The sequence below is a fragment of the Paenibacillus sp. ACRSA genome (assembly GCF_022346845.1).
In the GTDB taxonomy this organism is placed as follows: domain Bacteria; phylum Bacillota; class Bacilli; order Paenibacillales; family Paenibacillaceae; genus Paenibacillus.
In genome coordinates this window covers 962,213-983,683 of record NZ_JAKRNP010000002.1, presented here as the reverse complement: position 1 = coordinate 983,683, position 21,471 = coordinate 962,213, and the positions used below count along the sequence as shown (strand labels likewise).

21 protein-coding genes and 1 tRNA gene are annotated in these 21,471 nt (G+C 44.7%); 19 read left to right on the top strand and 3 right to left on the bottom strand.

The genetic code is table 11. The features are described from left to right. Window positions 1–133 precede the first annotated feature (133 nt). The 12 genes from MH215_RS09380 to MH215_RS09325 all read left to right on the top strand — a co-directional run bounded on the left by MH215_RS09380 (window position 134) and on the right by MH215_RS09325 (window position 13,580). Window positions 134–997, top strand: a complete 864-nt coding sequence (locus MH215_RS09380) for an SDR family oxidoreductase (RefSeq protein WP_239289816.1) — start codon at window positions 134–136, stop codon at window positions 995–997. 336 nt (window positions 998–1,333) lie between these two features. Next, entirely contained in the window at window positions 1,334–1,675 is a 342-nt protein-coding gene (locus MH215_RS09375) for a cupin domain-containing protein (protein ID WP_239289815.1), read from the top strand. A 117-nt stretch (window positions 1,676–1,792) separates the two neighbouring features. Further along, window positions 1,793–3,622, top strand: a complete 1,830-nt coding sequence (gene pnpS / locus MH215_RS09370) for a two-component system histidine kinase PnpS (RefSeq protein WP_239289814.1) — start codon at window positions 1,793–1,795, stop codon at window positions 3,620–3,622. A gap of 164 nt (window positions 3,623–3,786) precedes the next feature. Beyond that, on the top strand, window positions 3,787–4,515 hold the full coding sequence (locus tag MH215_RS09365) for a response regulator transcription factor (protein WP_056695447.1): 729 nt from the start codon (window positions 3,787–3,789) through the stop codon (window positions 4,513–4,515). A gap of 151 nt (window positions 4,516–4,666) precedes the next feature. Continuing rightward, window positions 4,667–5,848 (top strand): methyl-accepting chemotaxis protein, encoded by a 1,182-nt coding sequence (locus MH215_RS09360; RefSeq protein ID WP_239289813.1) that lies wholly within the window; start codon window positions 4,667–4,669, stop codon window positions 5,846–5,848. Window positions 5,849–6,096: 248 nt separating this feature from the next. After that, window positions 6,097–6,852 carry a phosphate ABC transporter ATP-binding protein PstB gene (pstB, locus tag MH215_RS09355; protein ID WP_239289812.1) on the top strand — a complete coding sequence of 252 codons (756 nt, stop codon included), beginning with the start codon at window positions 6,097–6,099 and terminating at the stop codon, window positions 6,850–6,852. A 59-nt stretch (window positions 6,853–6,911) separates the two neighbouring features. Further along, complete coding sequence (phoU, locus tag MH215_RS09350; protein ID WP_056695441.1) at window positions 6,912–7,571, top strand: phosphate signaling complex protein PhoU; 660 nt, start codon at window positions 6,912–6,914, stop codon at window positions 7,569–7,571. 186 nt (window positions 7,572–7,757) lie between these two features. Continuing rightward, a complete protein-coding gene (gene polA, locus MH215_RS09345) occupies window positions 7,758–10,409 on the top strand; it encodes a DNA polymerase I (RefSeq protein WP_239289810.1) in 2,652 nt (883 codons plus the stop codon). Between the two features lie 216 nt (window positions 10,410–10,625). Then, window positions 10,626–11,456 (top strand): DNA-formamidopyrimidine glycosylase, encoded by an 831-nt coding sequence (gene mutM, locus MH215_RS09340; RefSeq protein WP_128101196.1) that lies wholly within the window; start codon window positions 10,626–10,628, stop codon window positions 11,454–11,456. Between the two features lie 169 nt (window positions 11,457–11,625). Then, window positions 11,626–12,414, top strand: a complete 789-nt coding sequence (locus MH215_RS09335) for a manganese efflux pump (RefSeq protein WP_239289808.1) — start codon at window positions 11,626–11,628, stop codon at window positions 12,412–12,414. A gap of 9 nt (window positions 12,415–12,423) precedes the next feature. Further along, window positions 12,424–13,020: a dephospho-CoA kinase gene (coaE, locus tag MH215_RS09330; RefSeq protein ID WP_239289898.1), complete on the top strand. Its 597-nt coding sequence runs from the start codon at window positions 12,424–12,426 to the stop codon at window positions 13,018–13,020. Continuing rightward, window positions 13,017–13,580: a lytic transglycosylase domain-containing protein gene (locus tag MH215_RS09325; protein ID WP_056695432.1), complete on the top strand. Its 564-nt coding sequence runs from the start codon at window positions 13,017–13,019 to the stop codon at window positions 13,578–13,580. The genes coaE and MH215_RS09325 overlap by 4 nt, the downstream gene beginning before the upstream one ends. 166 nt (window positions 13,581–13,746) lie before the next feature. Here the strand turns inward: MH215_RS09325 and MH215_RS09320 are convergent, their stop codons facing one another. Further along, entirely contained in the window at window positions 13,747–13,968 is a 222-nt protein-coding gene (locus MH215_RS09320) for an alpha/beta-type small acid-soluble spore protein (RefSeq protein ID WP_053783555.1), read from the bottom strand. A 116-nt stretch (window positions 13,969–14,084) separates the two neighbouring features. On the opposite strand from MH215_RS09320, the gene nrdR reads away from it, so the two are divergent. The 3 genes from nrdR (at window position 14,085) to MH215_RS09305 (ending at window position 16,667) form a co-directional block, all read left to right on the top strand. Beyond that, complete coding sequence (gene nrdR / locus MH215_RS09315; RefSeq protein WP_056695429.1) at window positions 14,085–14,552, top strand: transcriptional regulator NrdR; 468 nt, start codon at window positions 14,085–14,087, stop codon at window positions 14,550–14,552. 207 nt (window positions 14,553–14,759) lie between these two features. After that, window positions 14,760–14,832 (top strand) — tRNA-Ala (locus MH215_RS09310). 425 nt (window positions 14,833–15,257) lie between these two features. Next, complete coding sequence (locus MH215_RS09305; protein ID WP_239289806.1) at window positions 15,258–16,667, top strand: stalk domain-containing protein; 1,410 nt, start codon at window positions 15,258–15,260, stop codon at window positions 16,665–16,667. Window positions 16,668–16,802: 135 nt separating this feature from the next. Here the strand turns inward: MH215_RS09305 and MH215_RS09300 are convergent, their stop codons facing one another. Then, window positions 16,803–17,189 (bottom strand): RidA family protein, encoded by a 387-nt coding sequence (locus MH215_RS09300; RefSeq protein ID WP_239289804.1) that lies wholly within the window; start codon window positions 17,187–17,189, stop codon window positions 16,803–16,805. Window positions 17,190–17,297: 108 nt separating this feature from the next. On the opposite strand from MH215_RS09300, the gene MH215_RS09295 reads away from it, so the two are divergent. The 4 genes from MH215_RS09295 to MH215_RS09280 all read left to right on the top strand — a co-directional run bounded on the left by MH215_RS09295 (window position 17,298) and on the right by MH215_RS09280 (window position 21,066). Next, window positions 17,298–17,636: a winged helix-turn-helix transcriptional regulator gene (locus MH215_RS09295; protein WP_239289802.1), complete on the top strand. Its 339-nt coding sequence runs from the start codon at window positions 17,298–17,300 to the stop codon at window positions 17,634–17,636. A 470-nt stretch (window positions 17,637–18,106) separates the two neighbouring features. Then, a complete protein-coding gene (locus tag MH215_RS09290; protein ID WP_239289800.1) occupies window positions 18,107–18,916 on the top strand; it encodes an alpha/beta hydrolase in 810 nt (269 codons plus the stop codon). Between the two features lie 46 nt (window positions 18,917–18,962). Then, window positions 18,963–19,484 carry a MarR family winged helix-turn-helix transcriptional regulator gene (locus MH215_RS09285; RefSeq protein WP_239289799.1) on the top strand — a complete coding sequence of 174 codons (522 nt, stop codon included), beginning with the start codon at window positions 18,963–18,965 and terminating at the stop codon, window positions 19,482–19,484. Between the two features lie 229 nt (window positions 19,485–19,713). After that, a complete protein-coding gene (locus MH215_RS09280; protein WP_239289798.1) occupies window positions 19,714–21,066 on the top strand; it encodes an FAD-binding oxidoreductase in 1,353 nt (450 codons plus the stop codon). A gap of 103 nt (window positions 21,067–21,169) precedes the next feature. Here the strand turns inward: MH215_RS09280 and MH215_RS09275 are convergent, their stop codons facing one another. After that, window positions 21,170–21,469: a putative quinol monooxygenase gene (locus MH215_RS09275; RefSeq protein ID WP_145045934.1), complete on the bottom strand. Its 300-nt coding sequence runs from the start codon at window positions 21,467–21,469 to the stop codon at window positions 21,170–21,172. Window positions 21,470–21,471: the final 2 nt, after the last annotated feature.

The following is a 21,471-nucleotide window of genomic DNA, read 5'->3' as shown; positions in this document are numbered from 1 at the left end:
GTAAGTTTAGAGACAACATTGTTGGAGGTGTCAGGAAGAAGATTCAAGATCAGAATAATCTGTCCTGTTCATGCCATCCTACACAGTGAGACGAGAATCAATATCCAATTCAGTAATGAGAGGAGAATGCTTCATGTCAGCACAAACACAAAAAACAATGCCAGCCCAACATCAGGATCAGCAACCTGGAATCGAATCAGAGATGAATCCTAGACCGGAGTTTGAGAAACCTGAGTATAAGGCAGCCGGAAAATTGTTAGATAAAGTGGCATTAATCACGGGTGGAGATAGCGGTATTGGACGAGCTGTAGCCGTTACTTATGCAAAAGAAGGTGCAGATGTCGCGATTGTCTATCTGAACGAACATCAGGATGCCGAGGAGACGAAACGACAAGTTGAGCAAGAAGGAAGAAAATGCATTTTGATCGCGGGTGATATCGGTGATAATCAATTTGCCAAAAAATCCGTGCAACAGACGATTGAGCAACTAGGTAAGCTTGATATTATTGTGAACAACGCTGCTGAGCAGCACCCACAGCAACAATTAGAGGATATTACACCGGAGCAATTGGAGCGCACGTTCCGCACCAATATATTCGGAATGTTCTATATCACTCAGGCGGCATTGCCACATCTTAAACAAGGCAGTACCATTATCAACACGACATCGATTACAGCCTACCGAGGCAATCCATCCTTGATCGATTACTCATCGACGAAAGGTGCGATTACGTCGTTTACACGTTCCTTGTCTATGAACGTTGTGGAGAAGGGAATTCGAGTTAACGCCGTAGCTCCTGGCCCGATCTGGACACCGCTTATTCCATCAACATTTGATGAGAAGAAAGTAAGTGAATTTGGATCAACTCAGCCGATGAAGCGCCCAGGACAGCCTGACGAATTAGCCCCTGCCTATGTATATTTGGCTTCAGATGATTCCTCTTACGTAAGCGGTCAGGTTATGCATGTGAATGGCGGCGAAGTAGTGAACGGCTAAAGCAATCTCAACCTAAGATGAATGTAGATATGACGTCCCGTTACCAGTCTAGCTGGTCGGGACGTCTATTTAATATCAGGTGTGGCTTACAAAAAGATTGAGAATCGATAGAGAATTTACATAGAACAACATCAGACCTAATAATCACATGATATTTTATCTAGATATGAATTCTACATGTAGGTTGTTCCTTGGATTTATGGCAGGATACCAATAACTATGAGTGAAGGCGATTATAAAGGTAACTATAGAGTGTTCACCTATATTAATGCTCATATTGTCGAAAGAAATCTGTGATAAGATAGACAAACAGATATTCGACAGGGGGAACCAACCGTGAAGATTAGTAAACAAAATGCATCACATTATATATGGGGAAATCATTGTGATGGATGGCACTTGCTACAGAACGAAGGATTGAGCATCATCCATGAGCGAATGCCAGCGGGAACGGCTGAGATTAGACATTATCACTCGGTTAGCCGACAATTTTTTTTCATTTTAAGTGGCATAGGCTATATGGAGCTCCAAGGGGAGGAATTCGAACTTGAAACGCATGAGGGAGTAGAGATTCCTCCAGGCGAACCTCATCAGATGCAGAATCGAAGTGCAGCGGATGTTGAATTCCTGGTCATCTCTCTGCCTGGTACACGCGGAGATCGTATCGAGTTAATTTAGAGGGCGACCCGTTTGAGAGCCCAGAGGTCAATTTGAACGGATAACGAACGGAAGTATAATCGAGTACACGTACCTGAAGATGTGCATTTGATAAATTAACAATAAAGGAAGAGATTGATGAGACCATTTCGAGTTCGCCTCTCCATCATCATGATGGTTCTAATTGGTGTATCCGTTATTGTAGCGGGATATACAATGGGCAGAGTGTTTAAGACAACACATACCACAGCTTTGGAACAAACGATGGTGCGTGAAATTAATCTATTAAAAGCAACATTTCCGTTTCACGATGCAAGCGATCCGACATCTCCCGAGACTAGACAATATTACTCTGCGCGTGCGCTTGAACTTGATCGGCTGACAGATTCGCGAGTGACCTTTATCAATAGAGACGGGACAGTCATCGGCGACTCGGAAAGCGATCCTGTCAATATGGATAACCATCTGGAACGTGAAGAAATAAAGGGAGCCATTGGAGATGGCTATGGGCAGGCAATACGATATAGTGAGACGTTAGGACAGGACATGCTCTATGTTGCACTTCCTGTCAATTCAGATCAGAGTGACATGGTTGAAGTACCTGGAGGTAAATTCGACGGTTATATACGTCTATCTATGAGCCTAGCGGCTGTAGATCAAGGACTTCAGCGTGGCTGGGTAATTACATTCACCGCACTTGGATTGTTATTTCTCATCGTAGCACTCGTAAGTTATCGTGTGGCACGCAGTTTAACCTCACCAATTGAGCATATCATCAAGGTCGCTCACCGAATAACCAAATTAGAATATGACGCCAGGGTGGATGTCACACGCCGGGACGAGATTGGTCAGTTGGGGCTTGCAATTAACGGGATGGCCGATAGTCTTCAGACCCAGCTCAAAACGATCCGTGATAATGAGGCGTTGCTACAGAGCGTCCTTGCCAATATGACAGGCGGCATTGTCATGGTTGACGCAGGGCAGTCGATTGCATTGGTGAATCGAGAAGCAGAGCGTATGCTAGGCATTCAGGCTGCACGAGTTACAGGTAGACCTTATGTAGAATTAAAAAAACACTATGAGTTAACACGCTCCATTGAGGAGAGTGTCTCACTACAAGAACGAATGCATGAGGAAGTAAGCGTATTTAATCCAGAGGAACGATTGATTCGGATTGATGGCGTGCCAATGACGGAAGACGATGGTAGTTACCGCGGGATGTTATTTCTTCTTCAGGATGTGACAGCAATTCGTAGGCTGGAGTCAATGCGAAGTGAGTTCGTAGCCAATGTATCCCATGAGCTGAAAACTCCTGTAGCAGCAGTTAAAGGTTTTGCTGAAACGTTGTTAAGTGGTGGTGTGCAGGATAAGGAAACAGAACGTTCATTCCTGAAAATCATTTATGATGAAGGGGATCGACTGAACCGACTAATCGGAGATATCCTGGAACTGTCCAAAATTGAATCCAAGCGTGCTCCTTTGCAATGTTCACCTGTTCACGTTCATTCCTTCTTCGAAATGGTTCTGGGAACACTGTCCACCGTGGCCGAGAAGAAACAGATCCGGATGCAGATGGTTGTGCCAGAGGAACTCTATATTGAGGCAGACGAGGATAAGATGAAACAGATCTTTATCAATCTATTGTCCAATGGCATCAACTACACACCTGAAGGTGGACGCGTGAAACTTCAAGTGACGGTAGAGCGTGAGGATGATGAGGAGCAGGTCGTATTTGCGGTATCAGATACCGGCATAGGCATTCCAAAGAATGATTTGCCAAGGATTTTTGAACGTTTTTACCGTGTCGATAAAGGCAGATCACGTAATTCGGGTGGTACGGGGCTTGGTTTGTCTATCGTAAAACACCTTGTTGAATTGCATCACGGCAAACTTTCCGTAGAAAGTGAACTCGGTCTTGGAACAACGTTTCGTGTGATTCTTCCGTTAATTCAAGATGAAGAAGTATAGGCCTCGGGAAGCGAATTGTAAAAAGGTGTGCTTTTCTTTACACTAAGTTAACAAATAGGTGCTATGATAGGAAATGTGTTGTGGCTATAGAACAATTATAATAGGTGAGAATGTTCTCATAGTTGGTATGTTTGAACGCGCACTATAAGGAGAGAAGGGGTATCATGGCACAGCGTTTGCTTGTAATTGAAGACGAACCTACATTATCAAGATTACTTACGTATAACCTTACACAGGAAGGCTATGATGTAACAGCGGAGGATCACGGATCATCTGGATATGATCGAGCATTATCCCAGGATTTCGACCTGATATTGCTAGATCTGATGTTGCCAGGAATGAATGGTCTAGACATTCTGAACAAATTGAGAGTTCAAGGTGTAACCACGCCGGTGATCATTCTGACAGCCAAAACCGGTGAAGCTGAGGTTGTACAAGGTCTGAAATCAGGAGCAGATGATTATATCACGAAGCCATTTGGCGTATCGGAATTGCTCGCCAGAGTAGACGCAGTGTTAAGACGATATTCCAACGGTGAGGACTTGCCTCAACCTGAGGACAAAGAAGGCTCCCGAATTGTATTGGGTGAACTGGAGATCTATCCATTGAAGTATGAAGTAACACTTGGTGGACAGTCCATTAGTTTGCGGCCGAAGGAGTTCGAAGTACTTCTCTATCTTGCGAAGAAACCGGGTGTTGTGCTCACTCGCGATGATCTGATGAATGCAGTCTGGGGCTTCGATTATATCGGAGGTCAACGTACAGTCGATGTTCACGTAAGCTCATTGCGGAAAAAGTTAGAGTTAGATCCAGAATCGGTTCACATTGATTCGATTCGTGGTGTAGGTTATAAATTGGTTGTAAAAAGAAAAACTCCCCATCATTCGAGTTAACGATGATTGGGGAGTTTTTTTTACATTGATTTTACATAAAGAATTATTTTCCTTCATGAATGAAGAGTAGCATAAATTCGAAGGATTGATACTTTATACCTACATAATGCACCGCAGGATGGAGTTCATACGTAAAGGAGAATGCGCATTTATGCCTATGTTGCTTGAAGCAATACCACTTGACTTGTCTGAACAGGACAGTCATGTACAAGAGAACATAACCCAGATGAAGGAAGTTCAAAAGTCTGAAAACACACTTCTTAAGCATCCGTTATCGATTCGTGATTATTGCCGAGAAGTTCCGGTTGTACATGTACATACCACTTGTGGGGAAGCGGCTAGTATGTTAAATGCAAATGAGGCCTATCCATGTATCGTAATGTGTGATGAACAAATGAAGCCGCTTGGTTTGTTAATGAGGGAGACGTTGTATCGACTCCTTAATGGACGTTTTGCAGCAGATTTATTTTATCGTAAGGCAGTTCAACATGTCGTGGATTCATTGCCGGTTATTGTGGACGTTTCAGCAGATGCACCAAGCATTATTGATATTGCGTTGAAGCGACAAGAGCAGCATTTTTATGATTGTATCCTAGTTACGGAAGAGGACAAACTACTAGGCGTCTTAACCATGCGGGATATGATGTTTCTATCACGGAAGTTGCAGCATCAGGCGAGTGAGGAGCGTATACGAACGATTACCGAATCAAGGCAAGAGATTGCCCGCATTAACGAATCGGTTACAAGTTTAGTTCAGGCTGCGGGACAAGCGGGAGAAGAAGCACAGCGAATTATGCATCTATCTGAGGATGGAGAGCGTAGCCTTACACAAGTCGAAATGTCGTATCAGCGGGTCTACCGGCATATGGAGGGGCAGCGTCAGCACACTAATGTAATGTTGGACTCTATTCAAACTGGTGCAGGGATGGCAAGTTCTATCCGTTCCTTGGCAGATCAGAGTGCTTTGCTTGCTATGAATGCTTCTATCGAAGCTGCTCATGCAGGAGAATATGGTCGTGGGTTCCAAGTGGTAGCCGGTGAAATTCGTTTACTTGCCAAACAGACTCGTGAGGTAGCTGGGAATATGTCGTCTTTGCTTGAAGGTATCGGTGACCTGACGAAACAGACCGTAGAATCGATCCGGGCAAGTGCCGCGGAGATTGATGACAGTTCATCACACGTTACTGCTGGAGAGTTAGCTTTTAGGGAGTTGAACAGCGCTGTTGCAGGAATGTCTCGTGTTGCAGAGGGGATAGCTTCGGAGGGAGAGAGAGCAGCAGATATGGCTTTACATATCCGTACCCAGTTGAAAGAGATGGCTCACTCCGATTGACCACTTCATCTTACTAAATTTTAAACCTAATTAATGCATATAAAGGCATCCATCGTTGCTGTGATTAAACCCTAAGGATCATGGCGAGGAAGATGTCTTTTTACATTCCGTTAACATGAAAGTGATACGGTTTTTACAATGGGAAGGTAGGATGTTAAAGATGGCCAAGAAGCTTGTTCTGATCATAGTGATTGGGCATCAACGTAAAGGGACTAAATTTCCCTGCAGCGAAGGAGAAGTGAGCATCCATGAAAGACCTCATTCACATTGATAAACTTAATTTATACTATGATACGCATCATGCGCTTAAAAATATATCGATGGATTTGCCGGAGCGAACGGTTACTGCGTTTATTGGCCCATCGGGTTGTGGTAAATCCACATTGCTCCGTACATTGAATCGAATGAATGACATGATTCCAGGCGTTCGTGTGGAAGGACAAGTTATGCTGGACGGCTCGGATATCTACGGCAACGAGATCGAAGTTGAAACGTTGCGCAAGCGGGTGGGAATGGTATTCCAGCAGCCGAATCCTTTTCCAAAATCAATCTACGATAACGTAGCTTACGGCCCACGTCTGCATGGGGTAACGCAGAAAGCTGAGCTGGATAAATTGGTGGAGCAAAGTTTAACACACGCTGCCCTGTGGGACGAAGTGAAAGATGTACTCAAAAAGTCAGCACTAAGCCTATCTGGTGGTCAACAGCAACGTCTGTGTATTGCACGTGCACTTGCTGTTCAGCCTGACGTATTACTTATGGACGAAGCAACCTCAGCCCTCGATCCAATCTCTACGCTTAAAATAGAGGAGCTTGTTAAGGAATTGCATAATAAATATACGATTGTTATGGTAACTCATAACATGCATCAGGCCGCGCGGGTATCCGGTCGTACGGTATTTTTCCTGAATGGTGAAGTGGTGGAAGCTGCGGATACCGAGACATTATTCTCCACACCGCAGGATTCCCGAACCGAGGATTATATATCCGGAAGGTTCGGTTAAGTAAGCTGATTGAATGTTCCCGGCATATCCGGAGATGATGGACGAGGGGGATGGAACCTATGATTCAAAGAAAAGAATTTGATCAAGAGCTTGAGGAATTGCGTACATTGCTTCGTGAGATGGGCGAGCACGTAGGAACAGCATTGGATGGTGCAATCGAGAGTCTACAGACACTAGACGTGGATAAAGCCCAGGTCATCATCAAGAATGATGCGAATCTGAATGCGCTGGAAGACAAAATTATGGAACTTGGTTCCAAGCTCATTATTACACAACAGCCGGTTGCCAAGGATCTACGCCGTATTATCGTTGCTTTCAAAATCTCCAGTGATCTTGAGCGCATGGGTGATCTTGCATTGGATGTAGCCAAAGTGACACTTCGTATGGAAGGTCAAGAGTTAATTAAACCTCTTGTTGATATTCCGAGAATGGCTGAAATCGTGAAGGTAATGATCGATGAATCGATTGAATCCTTCCTGAAGGAAAACACAGATCTGGCTTACAAAATGGCTCAGACTGATGATCAGGTTGACCAACTGTACAGCCACATGATCAGTGATCTATATACCTTCATGACAGATCAACCGAACCGGGCTTCACAAGCGATGCTGTTGATGATGGTAGGTCGCTACATTGAGCGTATCGGTGACCACGCAACTAACATTGGCGAGAGCACGGTATATCTGGTGACGGGTAAACGTCCGGATCTGAACCAGTAATTGTAATTTATAAGCATACGATTGGAATTGGGGACTTACATGCACGGAATGAAGGAACTTTCTCAGGACACCTATTCATATAGGTTGTTCAGGGGAAGTTCCTTTTTTGTTGTTGCAGGTGTGTATGGTATCATGAGAGTAGATATAGAATCTGAAGTGTGACCATATAATACGTGAGGTGCTGGAATGGACAAGTTTATTCTCATAGATGGAAATAGCATTATATATAGGGCGTTTTTTGCAATGCCGCCGTTGACCAATTCAAAAGGATTACATACCAACGCGGTATATGGGTTCACCACAATGCTGTTAAGGCTGCTGGAAGAGCATAAGCCGACACATGTGATGGTGGCATTTGATGCGGGCAAGGTGACTTTCCGTCACGAAGGATATCAGGAGTACAAAGGTGGCCGCGAGAAAACACCACCTGAATTGTCGGAACAGTTCCCATTGCTCAAAGAATTGCTGCGAGGATTCGGCATTGCACAGTTTGAGCTTGAAGGATTCGAAGCGGATGACATCATTGGAACGTTGACCAAACGTGCTGATGAAGCGGGAAGACAGGTACTTGTTGTATCGGGTGACAAGGACATGCTGCAGCTTGCCTCTGAGCATGTTCATATCGGCCTAACACGTAAAGGTGTAACGGATATAGAATTGTACGACCCTGCCCAGATTAAGGAACGTTATGGCTTGACTCCATTGCAGATTATTGACCTGAAAGGTCTAATGGGCGATACCTCTGATAACATTCCCGGCATTCCTGGGGTGGGAGAGAAAACAGCATTAAAGCTGTTGCATCAGTTCGGTACCGTAGAGGATGTACTGAATGGCACAGCCGAACTGAAGGGTAAAATGAAAGAAAAGATCGAAGCTCACGCAGAAGATGCTCGGATGAGTAAGCAGCTAGCTACGATCCATCGCGAGGTTCCATTGGAGCAGACGTGGGAAGATATGCAGTTTGCCGGCTTGCAGGAAGAAACAGCAGGACCAGCACTGGCGAAGCTAGAATTCAAGTCATTGCTTGAACGTCTGAACTTCAGTGGCAAAGTAGACGCAGTAGAAGCTGTGCCAGCGGCTGAGGTTAATTCTACGATTGCTACAGAGGAAACAATTGAAGACCTATTTGCATCGCTCGAGACCATTGATGTTATACATGTGGAAACGCACGGTGATAATCCGCATCAGGCAGTATTGGTTGGGATCGCGTTGGGTTCAAGCGAAGAGTACACCTTCTTGTCTCCCGAACTGCTACAATCGAAGGCAGCTTCTTCTGTAAGAGCATGGCTAGCGAATTCAGACGAGCCTAAGCGAGGATATGATCTACACCGCTTAGATCTTGCGCTTCATGCCCACGGCATTGAATTTGCGGGAGCGGCTTTTGACGTGCAGTTGGCTGCATATCTGCTCGACCCTACAGAGTCTAACCAGACGATTAGTGGCTTAACTGCGAAGTACGGGCTACCGTCTTTGGTAGAGGATGATACGGTGATGGGCAAAGGTGCCAAGTATAAAGTGCCTGAGGTTGAAGTGTTGGGTGATTTCCTATGTCGTAAAGCGGCGGCAGTAGCAGCCATTATCCCACTGCAGGAGAAGTCGCTTGAGAGTGATGAGATGAATTCACTGTTCCATGAGCTGGAGATGCCGTTATCACGTATTTTGGCTGATATGGAGAAACAGGGAATCAAGGCAAATACGGCTGATTTGCAGGCTCTGGGTCATGAATTCGAAGAACAGATTGGTCGATTGATGTCAGAAATTTATCGCCTCTCGGGTACGGAATTTAACCTTAATTCACCGAAACAGTTGGGTGAGATTTTGTTTGATAGACTAGGTCTGCCAGTGGTGAAGAAAACCAAAACAGGTTATTCCACCGATGCGGAAGTGTTGGAAAAACTTGCTCCGTATCATGAGGTAGTCCAGCATATTTTGCAATACCGTCAGTTGGCGAAGCTGCAATCCACTTATGTGGAAGGTTTACTGAAGGAGATTTCACCGCGAGATGGCAAGGTTCATACGTATTATCGTCAGACGATCGCGGCTACGGGGCGCCTGAGCAGTCAATTCCCGAACCTACAGAACATTCCGATCCGGATGGAGGAAGGTCGTAAGATCCGGAAGGTATTCGTACCTTCGGAGCCTGGTTGGACGATATTGGCTGCAGACTATTCTCAGATCGAATTGCGTGTACTTGCACATATCTCAGATGATGAGCGATTGAAGGAAGCTTTTGTAAATGATATGGATATCCATACGAAGACAGCCTCTGACGTATTTGGCGTGAAGGCTGAAGAAGTGGATAGTGATATGCGTCGATCAGCTAAGGCGGTCAATTTTGGAATCGTGTATGGCATAAGCGACTACGGGTTATCTCAAAACTTGAACATTACGCGTAAAGAAGCTGCGCAGTTTATTGATCAATACTTCGAAGTATTCCAAGGTGTACGTCGTTATATGGATGATATTGTTAGGGAAGCGCGTAAGGATGGATATGTCAAAACGTTATTGGAGCGTCGTCGCTACCTCCCTGAAATTAACGCAAGCAACTTCAATATACGTTCCTTCGCCGAACGTACAGCGATGAATACACCGATTCAAGGAACAGCGGCAGACATTATTAAGCTTGCTATGGTGCAGATGGATGAGGCGCTGCGTGAGCGTAACTTGAACAGCCGTATGCTGCTGCAGGTACACGATGAGCTTGTATTCGAAGTGCCGGCAGATGAACTGGAAACGATGAAAGAGCTAGTACCAGCTGTCATGGAAAAAGCGTTAGAGCTGTCTGTGCCGCTCAAAGCTGAAGTGAGCTACGGGGAGAACTGGTACGAAGCGAAATAAAGGCTAAGCTACTCGATGATACAACGTAGGTTCTTGGCCGATAGGATGGTTAACCGCCATTCTAGACCAAAATCTCAAGTTGTGTACGTACGATCTGTACATCCCCTTATCTGGGTCTACCGTTATTTTACAAATAACTTCGCCCATGCTTTTGACACAAGAAAGGGTGCCGCTGAGCCTCATCTTCCGTTATAATATAGGGGAGGTGAGAACATCATGCCGGAATTACCGGAAGTCGAAACAGTCAGAAGAACATTGAATCAACTTATCGTAGGCAAGACCATTGATCGAGTTACGGTTAGTTTGCCGCGAATTATTCAGCGGCCGGACGATATAGATGCTTTTGCATTAGAACTCGCGGGACATACAGTTATCGGTGTGGAGCGCAGAGGGAAGTTTTTACGTATTTTGCTGGACGGGCTGGTGCTTGTCTCTCATCTTCGGATGGAAGGGCGTTATGGTGTGTACCAGCAGAACGAAGAGGTAGAGAAGCATACACATGTAATCTTCCACTTCACCGACGGAACGGAATTGCGTTATAAGGATGTACGCCAGTTTGGCACAATGCATTTGTTCAATGCGGGAGAGGAGCTTGTCTCCAAACCCTTGTTGAAGCTAGGTTTAGAACCGCTTGATCCGGCGTTTACGGTCGCTGCCTTTCGCGATGCCGTTGGCAAACGGACAACCAAGATCAAGGCGGTATTGTTGAATCAGGCATATGTCGTCGGGATTGGGAATATATATGTGGACGAGGCTCTGTTCCGCGCAGGTATTCATCCAGAGACGATTGCCAAAACTTTGTCTGAAGCTCAGCTAACGGTGTTGCACGAAGCAATTGTGTCCACATTGCAGGATGCGGTTAATGCAGGTGGCTCATCGATTAAGTCTTATGTGAATGGTCAAGGTGAGATGGGCATGTTCCAGCATCAATTGAAAATTTATGGACGCAAAGCCGAGCCTTGCCATAATTGCGGTACAATGATTGAGAAAAGTGTGGTGGGTGGCAGAGGTACGCATTACTGCCCGAAATGCCAGCCGATACTGTAGTTGCGTCGCTACGCTGCGCCTGAAGTAAACATTACTTTTTGAGCGATCTTTTAAACTGAAGCACCCTTGGGTTCCTCCTTCCATATACTGATATGGCAGAAATAAGCGGGCGTATACCCATACTGACATCTGTCGGTTGGAATGGATCCGCACAGGGGAGGAATCCGGGGTGCTGCATCATTTTATTTCATTACTGGCGCTTGCTTTGGCGCTTAGTTTAGATGGTTTTGGAGTCGGGATTACATATGGGCTGCGCAAAACCAAGATTCCGTTGCTATCCATTGCGGTTATCTCTATTTGTTCGGGATTAGTAATCGCCTTGTCTATGCAGGTAGGGGTGCTGCTATCCCATGTAGTTTCGCCGAATGTAGCATCCGAAGTTGGGGCTGTGATATTGATTGCGATTGGTGGATGGTCACTATTCCAGCTTATACGCAAGCAGAGTAAGGAAAGAGCGGAAACGGATGAAGGTACAGTGGAAACTTCGGCAAGCGAGCATGTAGAGAGTAGAGCCAACGGAACAATAGCCTTAACGGAGCAAGAGGTAACTTCCAAAGGGAAAAACCAGGTTCTCGCATTGGAACTGGAGCAATCAGCTTCAGGTGGATCTGTGGAGCGGATGGTCTTCACCTTAGAACTTCGAAAATTAGGTGTCGTCATTCAAATACTCCGAAGTCCCTCCAAGGCAGACATGGACAATTCGGGAAGCATCTCGACTCAAGAAGCGATGTGGCTGGGTATTGCTCTATCACTGGATGCATTCGGTGCAGGGCTTGGAGCTGCACTACTCGGATTTCCAACGTTATGGACAGCACTTGTCATTGCGTTGTTCAGTGGAGCATTTCTGTCACTCGGGATGAAGGTTGGACTTCGTTTTGCTGCGCTGCAATGGATGCGTCGATTGTCCGTGTTGCCAGCACTGTTATTAATGTTTATGGGAATAATGAAGCTGTTGTGAGGTGAAATGATGAATATTGGCTTAACCGGCGGGATCGCCACAGGAAAGAGCAGTGTTTCCGCCCTTCTTGCCAGTAAAGGAGCGCTGCTCATTGATGCAGACGTTATTGCCCGGGAGGTCATGATGCCCGGGCATCCTGTTTTGGCTGCCGCTGTTCAGCGGTTCGGACAAGCCATTCTTCATGAAGATGGGACATTGGATCGGAAGAAGCTAGGTAGTATTGTTTTCCAGCATCCAGAGGAACGTAAAGCGCTTGAGGCTATTACCCATCCGGCAATTCGCCGAGAGATGAGAGAACGAGCGGCTGCATATGAGCAGGCAAACCCGGATAAGCTTGTGGTATCGGATATTCCTTTGTTGTATGAGTCTGGTCTGGAAAAAGGGTTCGATGAAGTCATCGTTGTATACGTACCTAGAGCGATACAGAGGGAACGATTGATGAGCCGAGATGAGTTGACTGGTGAACAGGCTGACGCCCGGATTGCGGCTCAGATGGATATCGAGCAGAAAAAGCAGCTTGCTGATATCGTTATTGATAACAGTGGAGCATGGCACGATACAGAGCAGCAAGTCATCTCTTTCCTGCAAGGTAAGGGATTAATATGAAATGGCTACGTAAGAAGCGGGTACTGCTGTTGATGTTTGTTTCCTTCGTTCTAGTGCTGTTCTTGAATACGAACTGGATGGCTTGGTTCTACCCGATTCATTATAAGGAAGAGATTCGGGCACAATCTTATAGCTATGAAGTAGACCCGTTTCTAATTGCCTCAATTATTAAGGTAGAGACTAATTTCAAAACAAGCTTGGAATCTAAGCGTGGTGCCATTGGACTTATGCAACTCATGCCGGATACGGCCAATTGGATTATGGAGCAGGCCAAAATTCCGGGTACGTCATTAGAAGAACTGAAGCATAAACCTGAGAGGAACATTCAGCTTGGTACTTGGTATCTGAAGAACTTGTCCGATCAGTTTGATGGCAATGAGGCGGTCATGATTGCTGCGTATAATGCGGGACCAGGTAAGGTAAGTAGCTGGCTCCGAGATGGAGTGTGGGATGGGTCATTTGATACAGTCAAGGACATTCCTTTTGGGGAAACCCGGCACTATGTACAACGCGTCATTTATTATTATAATCAATATGTTAAGATCTATAATACGTTCTAGTTCGGATATATCGTGTGATGCTGTAGCTAGATGCAGGTAAGTGTGTGAAAATGTATGGTTCTCATGCACGGTACAAGAGTCGGTTATAATAGTAGAAGCACAGAGCAGACCGGTTGTTCACCGGTCGCCCCATGCTCCTCTATAATACCGTATTACGATGCAGATATTATTGGTATTGACCTGCCAATTGCTGTTCTGCAATTGTTACCAGACGCTTCGTGATGTATCCACCGATCGAACCGTTCTCGTAAGAAGTCATGTTACCTTGGTATCCGTCTTGTGGGATGCTGATTCCGAGTTCTTGAGCAACTTCGTATTTCAGTTGTTCCAGGGCTGCGGAAGCTTTAGTTACCACCAAGTTGTTGGAGTTACCGTTGCTTTGTGCCATTGCTGTTCACCTCCTCGCGGTTGGTAAAAGTATTATGTGTCGTAGATACCATTTTCATTACAAAATGCTTACAGGGAACTTATGGAAAAAAGTCAAACATGGGAAGTGACCAAAAAATGAAATGTCCTTATTGTGCTTTTATGGGCACCAAGGTGCTTGATTCCCGTCCGGCCAATGAAGCAAAATCCATTCGTCGCCGTCGGGAATGCGAGCAATGTAGCCGCCGATTTACCACATTTGAGATGGTGGAAGAAACACCGCTGATTGTTATTAAGAAAGATGGAAGCCGAGAAGAGTTCAGTCGGGATAAAATACTCCGCGGACTTATTCGCGCATGTGAGAAACGTCCAGTCTCGGTGGAGACACTTGAGATGATGGTTTCTGAAGTAGAGAAGTCTTTGCGTAATACCGCTGATGCGGAAGTGGAAAGTCGCCAGATTGGCGAATTATTGATGGAACAGCTCTTTCCCGTGGATGAAGTGGCATATGTTCGCTTTGCTTCGGTGTACCGTCAATTCAAAGATATCAATATGTTCATGAAAGAATTGAAATCATTGCTGTCCAAAGAAGACCTGGAGGATTAGATTCCTGGGGCAAAGGGAGAAGAGCAAGCTGGGGTTACGATACGTCATCATGATTGTGTTCCAGGTAGGAAGATTGTTCTTCTCCAGATCCTTTGGGCTGTGTTGAGCGAATAGAAAAAGATATTGACAGTAAAACAGGTATTGAATATGATAAAGGGGTCGCCTACGCAATATTGCATTGGTGGACAAGTTATCATTGTATATCCTGGGGCCTTAGCTCAGCTGGGAGAGCGCATCGCTGGCAGCGATGAGGTCAGGGGTTCGATCCCCCTAGGCTCCATAACTAAAGAGAACCCGCCAAACACAAGGACTGTCTAGTGTTTGGCGGGTTTTTGCCTTGTTAAAGTGCAGTTTTCAGATGCAAGAAATTCAGTGCACACGAAAAAATTAAAAGGTGACGCTTCTATCACTAAAGGAAGCCTCTACTTTCACACCCGCGTGCAGCTCCCAGCACTCGGTGCCGCGCTTCATGACAAGGACAGTCAGCTTGAATAAATGTAGTAGAACCCATATAAGGGTTCTGATATGATGATGGAAGGTTTATAAGTTTATATCACAGAAGCAACTAAATATGATAGTAAAGGAGTGAGCTTTTCTTTAGGAACATCTTGCGGAGAGATACATAGTTAAAGCTAGAGGGACATTCATTTTTTAGATCAAAGACTTTTGTAACAATAGCTACTAAGAGAATGGGGAATAACAGAGATGAAACGAAATGTATTGCGATGCGCTGCTGTGATGATGATGTGGGTTGTGATATTCATGCTCACGCCTAATCTGACATCAGCAGCGGGACTTCATTTTCCAGAACGGGATGAAGTCAAGCGAACATGGAATCAATTGCAAGACATGAACACTGAATTAAAGACTTATGATACCGAACCTTCCTTTAAAGCACCCTATGAGATCGGAAAAGTGAATCAGACGATGCTTGAACAAGCCTTGTTAGCTACGAATCTGGTTCGTGCCTTGGCTGGGTTGCCAAGTGATGTGCAGTTGGATAACGAATTGAATGAGTTGGCACAGCATGGTGCGGTCTTACTGGCAGCTACCGATAAGCTATCTCACTACCCAGAGAAGCCAGCGGATATGACGGATGATTTTTATAACAAAGGCTATCAATCCACCAAAAGCAGCAACCTGTCAAGCGGGAGGGAAAATCTAAGCAGCAATGTACTTAAAGGTTATATGCCAGATATAGGCAGGAATGCAGATCGCGTAGGACATCGTCGTTGGGTGCTTAATCCTTCCTTGCAGAAGGTAGGTTTTGGTCTAGCTGGTGAATATGGTTCTATGCAGGTGTTCGATAAGTCTCGTACAGAGGCAGTGAATTATGATTACATCGCATGGCCGGCAGCAGATTTCCCGCAGCAATTATTCGGCGGTTCTCACCCATGGTCTGTGACTTTGAATCCCGACAAGTATGAGAAGCCTTCTTTGCAGAATGTAAAGGTACAAGTAACTGATGTACAAAGCCAGAAAAAATGGACGTTAGACAGTACAAATAATGATCTAAACAAGGATCTCTACCTCAATGTGGAATTGAGTGGGTTCGGGGTGTCTAATGCAATCATTTTCCGTTTGGACGATGTACAGCAGTATACAGGGAAATACCAAGTTGACATTACTGGCTTGCGTTCAGTGGGTGGACAGGCTGCTGAACTTTCCTATACCGTAGACTTTTATGATTTATCCCAGCACTTCTATCCGGGCGAGACAGAGAAATGGAACCTGCAGTTTTCTGTTGAGAAAGTATGGTCATATGAGACACGTACGGGAACGAATTATTTCGATGAAAACAATCGTCCTTATATTGAAAAAGGAAGCACGCTCGTTCCATTAAGGCTTGTAAGCGAGTCATTGGGACTCAATGTCGAGTGGGATCCAGCAGATCGCGTCATTCGGATCTCAGATGATAAGAAGGAGATTGTTTTGAAAACGGGGAGCCAGCAAGTTAGAGTTAATGGTGTAGAAACGACAGTTTCAGTAGCTCCAACAGTCGTTCGGGGTGTAACCTTTGTGCCACTGCGATTTGTTTCTGAACAGTTGGGTCTGTCCGTTGATTTTGAAGAGAGTAGCAAGTTAGTCCGAATTGAGCGGGAGTATGTGCACTAAGTCGCTCTTTTAATTGTGGCAGTTTTTCGATCAGACTGTACTAATTGTTATGAGAAGCGGGATTCCCAGCTATATGCTGAGATTCACCGCTTCTCATTTTTTATAAAGAGAGATGGTCAACCGCTTATCATAGCGTTATTCCGTATGTGCTACTGCTCTGATCTCGACTAATTGTTCGGGGAAAGCTAGGTAGGTAACACCAATAAGGCTACCCGCAGGCCGATGGTGTTCCCCTAGGTACTCTTTAAAAAGCTCAATAACTTGTCCTCCATGTTCCTGTGCGTTGGTTAGGTATACCTCAACATAAGCGAGATTGTTTTTCGTAATGCCGAATTGGGATAACACGTGATCTAGATTATCTAGAGTTTGCCGCGTCTGGGTTTCAATGTTACCAGCACCAACGAATTCACCTGCTGCATTATGGGAAAATTGCCCCGAGATGTAGAGGGTACCGTTCACACTATATCCTTGTGATATACCGTGATCCCAGAGATTGTGATTATACGTTTGAACTGCATTCATATGATTCTCTCCTTTACTTCAAAGTAAGGCTAAGTATAAACTTGGGACATAGAATAGGATAGTACGCACTTTAAAGATAGGTACTATCTGAAAGGATAGTGTGAAATTATGGGAATATCCGATTTGAACGGCGGAGATACAAATATTGCAGATACACCGTTTGGTTATACAATGTCTGTAATCGGAGGGAAGTGGAAAATGATTATCCTCTATCTCTTAGCGGAAAAACAAACGGTTCGCTTCAATGAAATGAAAAGGCAGCTTGGGGGAATCACGTTTAAGACGCTAAGCTCCCAGCTCAAGGAGTTGGAGGCCGATGGGATGGTTCAGCGGAAGGAGTACCCTCAAGTGCCGCCTAAAGTTGAGTATAGCCTCACGGACAAGGCTAAGACATTGTTGCCTGTGTTGGAACAGCTATGTGATTGGGGAATTAAGAACCGCAGTTAGCACGAACGTGGAATTTTTGAAAGTTTGGTTGTATAGGAGAAACATCCCACAATGATAGAGCGCATCGCCGCCAGCGATGAGATAAGAAGTTCTACGTCAAACTTAATTCAGAACTCATTCCTGAGCTCCGCCATAAGAGCACCGTCACATCATGTGATGGTGTTTTTTTAGTTTAAATATATTTCTGCCAAGACAGGCTAAAAGAATCCGTTTGAAGAGTTTACATTGAGCACCGTAACTTGAACGAAATATATTTATTATAACTTCGTTGTAAGCGCTTTAATTATACGTAGACAAAGGTAAACGCGAATGATATATTGTTTCTACAAGAAACAATATTATTTGTAATGAATATGAAATCAAAAACTGATGTGCATCAGAAAAACAAATTATAGGCACTCCTATGCTAAGGATTGTATCTATTTATCTTCCATGTAGTGTTTGAGTGTAACCAGAAGGATGGGATGAATATGAGCACGATTGAGACAACGATCAAGTCATTTGATGGAACTCAGCTTTATTTCAGTAAAGACGTAGTTAGCGAAGCGAGGGCAGCGGTCGTTATCGTACATGGATTATGCGAGCACGCTGGGCGCTATGATTATGTAACCGAACAACTGAATAAACGTGGGGTTAGTGTTTATCGGTTTGACCACCGGGGTCATGCCAGATCAGAAGGACAGCGCACGTTCTATAGTGATTTTCATCATATTATTGATGATGTTAATGTCATTGTTGAAGAAGCATTGCAAGAGAGCGGCGATACCCCTCTATTTGTCATTGGACATAGCATGGGCGGCTTTGCAACCTCTGCGTTTGGAACGAAATACCCTGGCAAGGTAAAAGGCATTATACTTTCAGGAGCACTCACGCGTTACAATACGAAGGTTGCCGGAGAGCTGCCGCTGGATCTTCCACTTGGCACGTATTTTCCGAATGAGCTTGGAAGTGGTGTATGTAGTGATCCGGAGGTTGTATCCGCATACAATAATGACCCGCTTGTTGAGAAGCAAATTTCTGTAGACTTATTCAATAGCTTAGGGTATGGAGTAGCGTGGCTGAAAGAACATGCGAAGCAATTTGTTGATCCGGTACTTGTACTGCATGGGGCGAATGACGGACTGGTGAGTGAACAGGATTCGCGTGACTTTTACGGAGATATTGCTTCGACCGATAAAACGTTGAAAATTTACGCCAACCTCATGCATGAGATCTTTAACGAGCCTAGTCGTGATGAAGTTATTGAAGAAGCGATAACCTGGATTGAAAAACATATCTAATTTCAGTACATGTAGAGAGAGAATTCGAAAATGAAAGGGATTACCCATGAAATTGGAATGGATGGGCGACCATCGAGCACTCGTTGAGAAGATTATCAAATATGGTAATGCATATTCTAACACCTATAAGTTGCAGCGAAGTTATGGTACAGATATCATGTTCTCTGCTTCGCAGATTCAAACCTTGGAATATATCCTTGAAGCGGAGGATAAAGAGGAGAAAATGTCAGAAATGGCGTTACGTCTGGGTGTTAGTCGTAGCACCTTCTCGAAGAATGTGAAGAACTTGAAGGAGAAAGGGTTGCTTGAAAAATATCATTTAAGTGGCAATCGCAAAGACATCTATGTGAAACCTTCGACTAAGGGCCGTGAAGTGTATGCCGAGTACACGAAGTTTGTACGCAAGCTTTGTTTCGATGAGATTTTTGAATATGCCGATAATATTTCAGCGACGGATCAAGCTAGTTTTATTCGCATCTTGGATAAATTAGCTGATGTCTTAGTCTGGTATGGTGAGAAGGAACAAGAGCCGCGCAAGCTCGTTAAGATTGATCCGGTCGACGAATAAACAATATACCTATCGAGATCGCTAGTCATGAAATCTCATCTTATAAGGAATTTTCCTAGAGTTACAATTAGCTCATAGGAAGATTCTTTTTTGTATGTAAAGGGAAGAAAATAATACTCTTATGCCCGTAATCATTGCAATTGCCCATTCCCTCCGCGAATGTCCTTCATACAGTATAGGGTGCTAGCGGAGTGGCAACTAACAATAGGTTAATGGGGAGTGGCGTATATTGAAATCATCAACAAAGCTTACTGGACGGGTCATTTATAAAGGAGATTCAGGATATGAGGCGGCACGCAAAAATTGGGACCCTCATACTGACAGGAAACCTAAAGTTTTCGTATTTGCCCAACAAACGAAAGATGTATCCAATGCCATCAAATGGGCTCGTGAAAATAATGTACCGATTCGGCCGCGGAGTGGAAGACACGCGCTTGAGGTCAACCTATCGCAGGTTAATGGTGGGATTGTGATTGATGTTAGTGAACTGAATGCCATTAAGTTGGATTCCAAAAAGGGAACGGTCGTTGTAGGCACAGGAAACAGAGTAGGGAGAATCGCCCATACACTGGCGAAAAAAGGCTTCATTGCTCCCTTTGGTGACAGTCCAACGGTCGGTATTGGGGGGATTACTTTAGGTGGGGGAATTGGACCACTCCAACGTACCATTGGATTAATTAGCGATAACTTGCTCGAACTCGAAATGGTAGACGCTAATGGAAAAGTAATTCGGGCAAGCAAAAATTGCAATGCAGATCTCTTTTGGGCATCACAGGGAGGCGGCGGCGGGAACTTCGGCGTATACACCAAATATAAATTCAAAGTACGTCGAGCACCTGCAAAGGCTACAGTATATCGGATAACTTGGCCTTGGGCTCAATGGGAGAACGTGCTCAAAGTCTGGCAAAAGTGGGCTCCATCCGTAGATACAAGACTGGGTAGCGAGTTGTCCATTGGACCTAAAAAGGGCGGAAATGTTAGCATGGAGGGGTTATTCCTTGGTTCCAAAACAGAAGCTCTTCGCCTGTTAAAGCCACTCACCAGTGTTGGCACACCTACTCAAACGATTATTCGTTCCATACCCTATCCCGATGCTGTAACCTTCCTGTTGCCGCCCGATCCGGTACTTACTCAAAGGTATAGTAACCAGTTCTCATCCGGATTCGCCAAACGTCCATTTCCAGCACAAGCGATCAAGTCGATGCGTAGATTTTTGGAAAATGTAGAAGGGGAGTTTGCTGGGTTCTTTTTCCTCAACTGGGGTGGTGCAGTAAGTCGTAAATCCCCTAAGTCTACAGCTTTTTTCTGGCGCAAAGCAAAATTCTATGTTGAATGGAACAGCTCGTGGACGAAACCATCCCAAGCCGCTAAAAATATTGCAATCGTGCGTAATACACGCCAAAAATTGCAGCCATACATTGTAGGTTCGTATATTAACGTGCCAGACCAAGGTATTAAGCATTCTGGGCCAGTATATTACGGTGCTAACTACGCCAGATTACGCAGAGTCAAAGCCAAATATGATCCCAAAAATGTGTTCAATAATCCGCAAAGCATCACACCTGCTCGTCCGATCAGATAGGTATCAAGAAAATAAAAAGCCACATGAAATCATCTTACGATGAACTTCATGTGGCTTTAATGTTCTATACATATCGCATAGCCATGTATGCAAATTGACGATATTAATTCGTTTTAACGGCTTCGCCAGCAAATACTTCAACGTTCATAGGTGCAGCCATGAATGCTGCAGCTTGTTGAACAAAAGCTTGGAAGTGTGCACTTGCGTTATGAGAAGCAGTAGCTGCTTCATCTTTCCACAGTTCAACCATGGTATATTTTTGTTCTTGCTCAGTATGTTTCAACAATTCATAGCTGATGTTGCCTTCTTCTTGGCGTGTTGCAGCGACCAATTCTTTCGTTGCAGCAAGGAAAGCTTGTTCTTGATCCGGTTTAATTTGCAGATGAGCGTGAATGATAATCATAG

Bases quoted from the DNA above. Each gene is read 5' to 3' on its own strand.
- MH215_RS09285 (WP_239289799.1), top strand. From the start codon at position 18,963: ATGAAATTGGAATGGATGGGCGACCATCGAGCACTCGTTGAGAAGATT.
- nrdR (WP_056695429.1), top strand. From the start codon at position 14,085: ATGAAATGTCCTTATTGTGCTTTTATGGGCACCAAGGTGCTTGATTCC.
- MH215_RS09275 (WP_145045934.1), bottom strand. From the start codon at position 21,469: ATGATTATCATTCACGCTCATCTGCAAATTAAACCGGATCAAGAACAA.
- MH215_RS09360 (WP_239289813.1), top strand. From the start codon at position 4,667: ATGCCTATGTTGCTTGAAGCAATACCACTTGACTTGTCTGAACAGGAC.
- MH215_RS09365 (WP_056695447.1), top strand. From the start codon at position 3,787: ATGGCACAGCGTTTGCTTGTAATTGAAGACGAACCTACATTATCAAGA.
- mutM (WP_128101196.1), top strand. From the start codon at position 10,626: ATGCCGGAATTACCGGAAGTCGAAACAGTCAGAAGAACATTGAATCAA.
- MH215_RS09325 (WP_056695432.1), top strand. From the start codon at position 13,017: ATGAAATGGCTACGTAAGAAGCGGGTACTGCTGTTGATGTTTGTTTCC.
- pnpS (WP_239289814.1), top strand. From the start codon at position 1,793: ATGAGACCATTTCGAGTTCGCCTCTCCATCATCATGATGGTTCTAATT.
- MH215_RS09320 (WP_053783555.1), bottom strand. From the start codon at position 13,968: ATGGCACAAAGCAACGGTAACTCCAACAACTTGGTGGTAACTAAAGCT.
- coaE (WP_239289898.1), top strand. From the start codon at position 12,424: ATGAATATTGGCTTAACCGGCGGGATCGCCACAGGAAAGAGCAGTGTT.
- MH215_RS09290 (WP_239289800.1), top strand. From the start codon at position 18,107: ATGAGCACGATTGAGACAACGATCAAGTCATTTGATGGAACTCAGCTT.
- MH215_RS09300 (WP_239289804.1), bottom strand. From the start codon at position 17,189: ATGAATGCAGTTCAAACGTATAATCACAATCTCTGGGATCACGGTATA.
- pstB (WP_239289812.1), top strand. From the start codon at position 6,097: ATGAAAGACCTCATTCACATTGATAAACTTAATTTATACTATGATACG.
- MH215_RS09305 (WP_239289806.1), top strand. From the start codon at position 15,258: ATGAAACGAAATGTATTGCGATGCGCTGCTGTGATGATGATGTGGGTT.
- polA (WP_239289810.1), top strand. From the start codon at position 7,758: ATGGACAAGTTTATTCTCATAGATGGAAATAGCATTATATATAGGGCG.
- phoU (WP_056695441.1), top strand. From the start codon at position 6,912: ATGATTCAAAGAAAAGAATTTGATCAAGAGCTTGAGGAATTGCGTACA.
- MH215_RS09380 (WP_239289816.1), top strand. From the start codon at position 134: ATGTCAGCACAAACACAAAAAACAATGCCAGCCCAACATCAGGATCAG.
- MH215_RS09295 (WP_239289802.1), top strand. From the start codon at position 17,298: ATGGGAATATCCGATTTGAACGGCGGAGATACAAATATTGCAGATACA.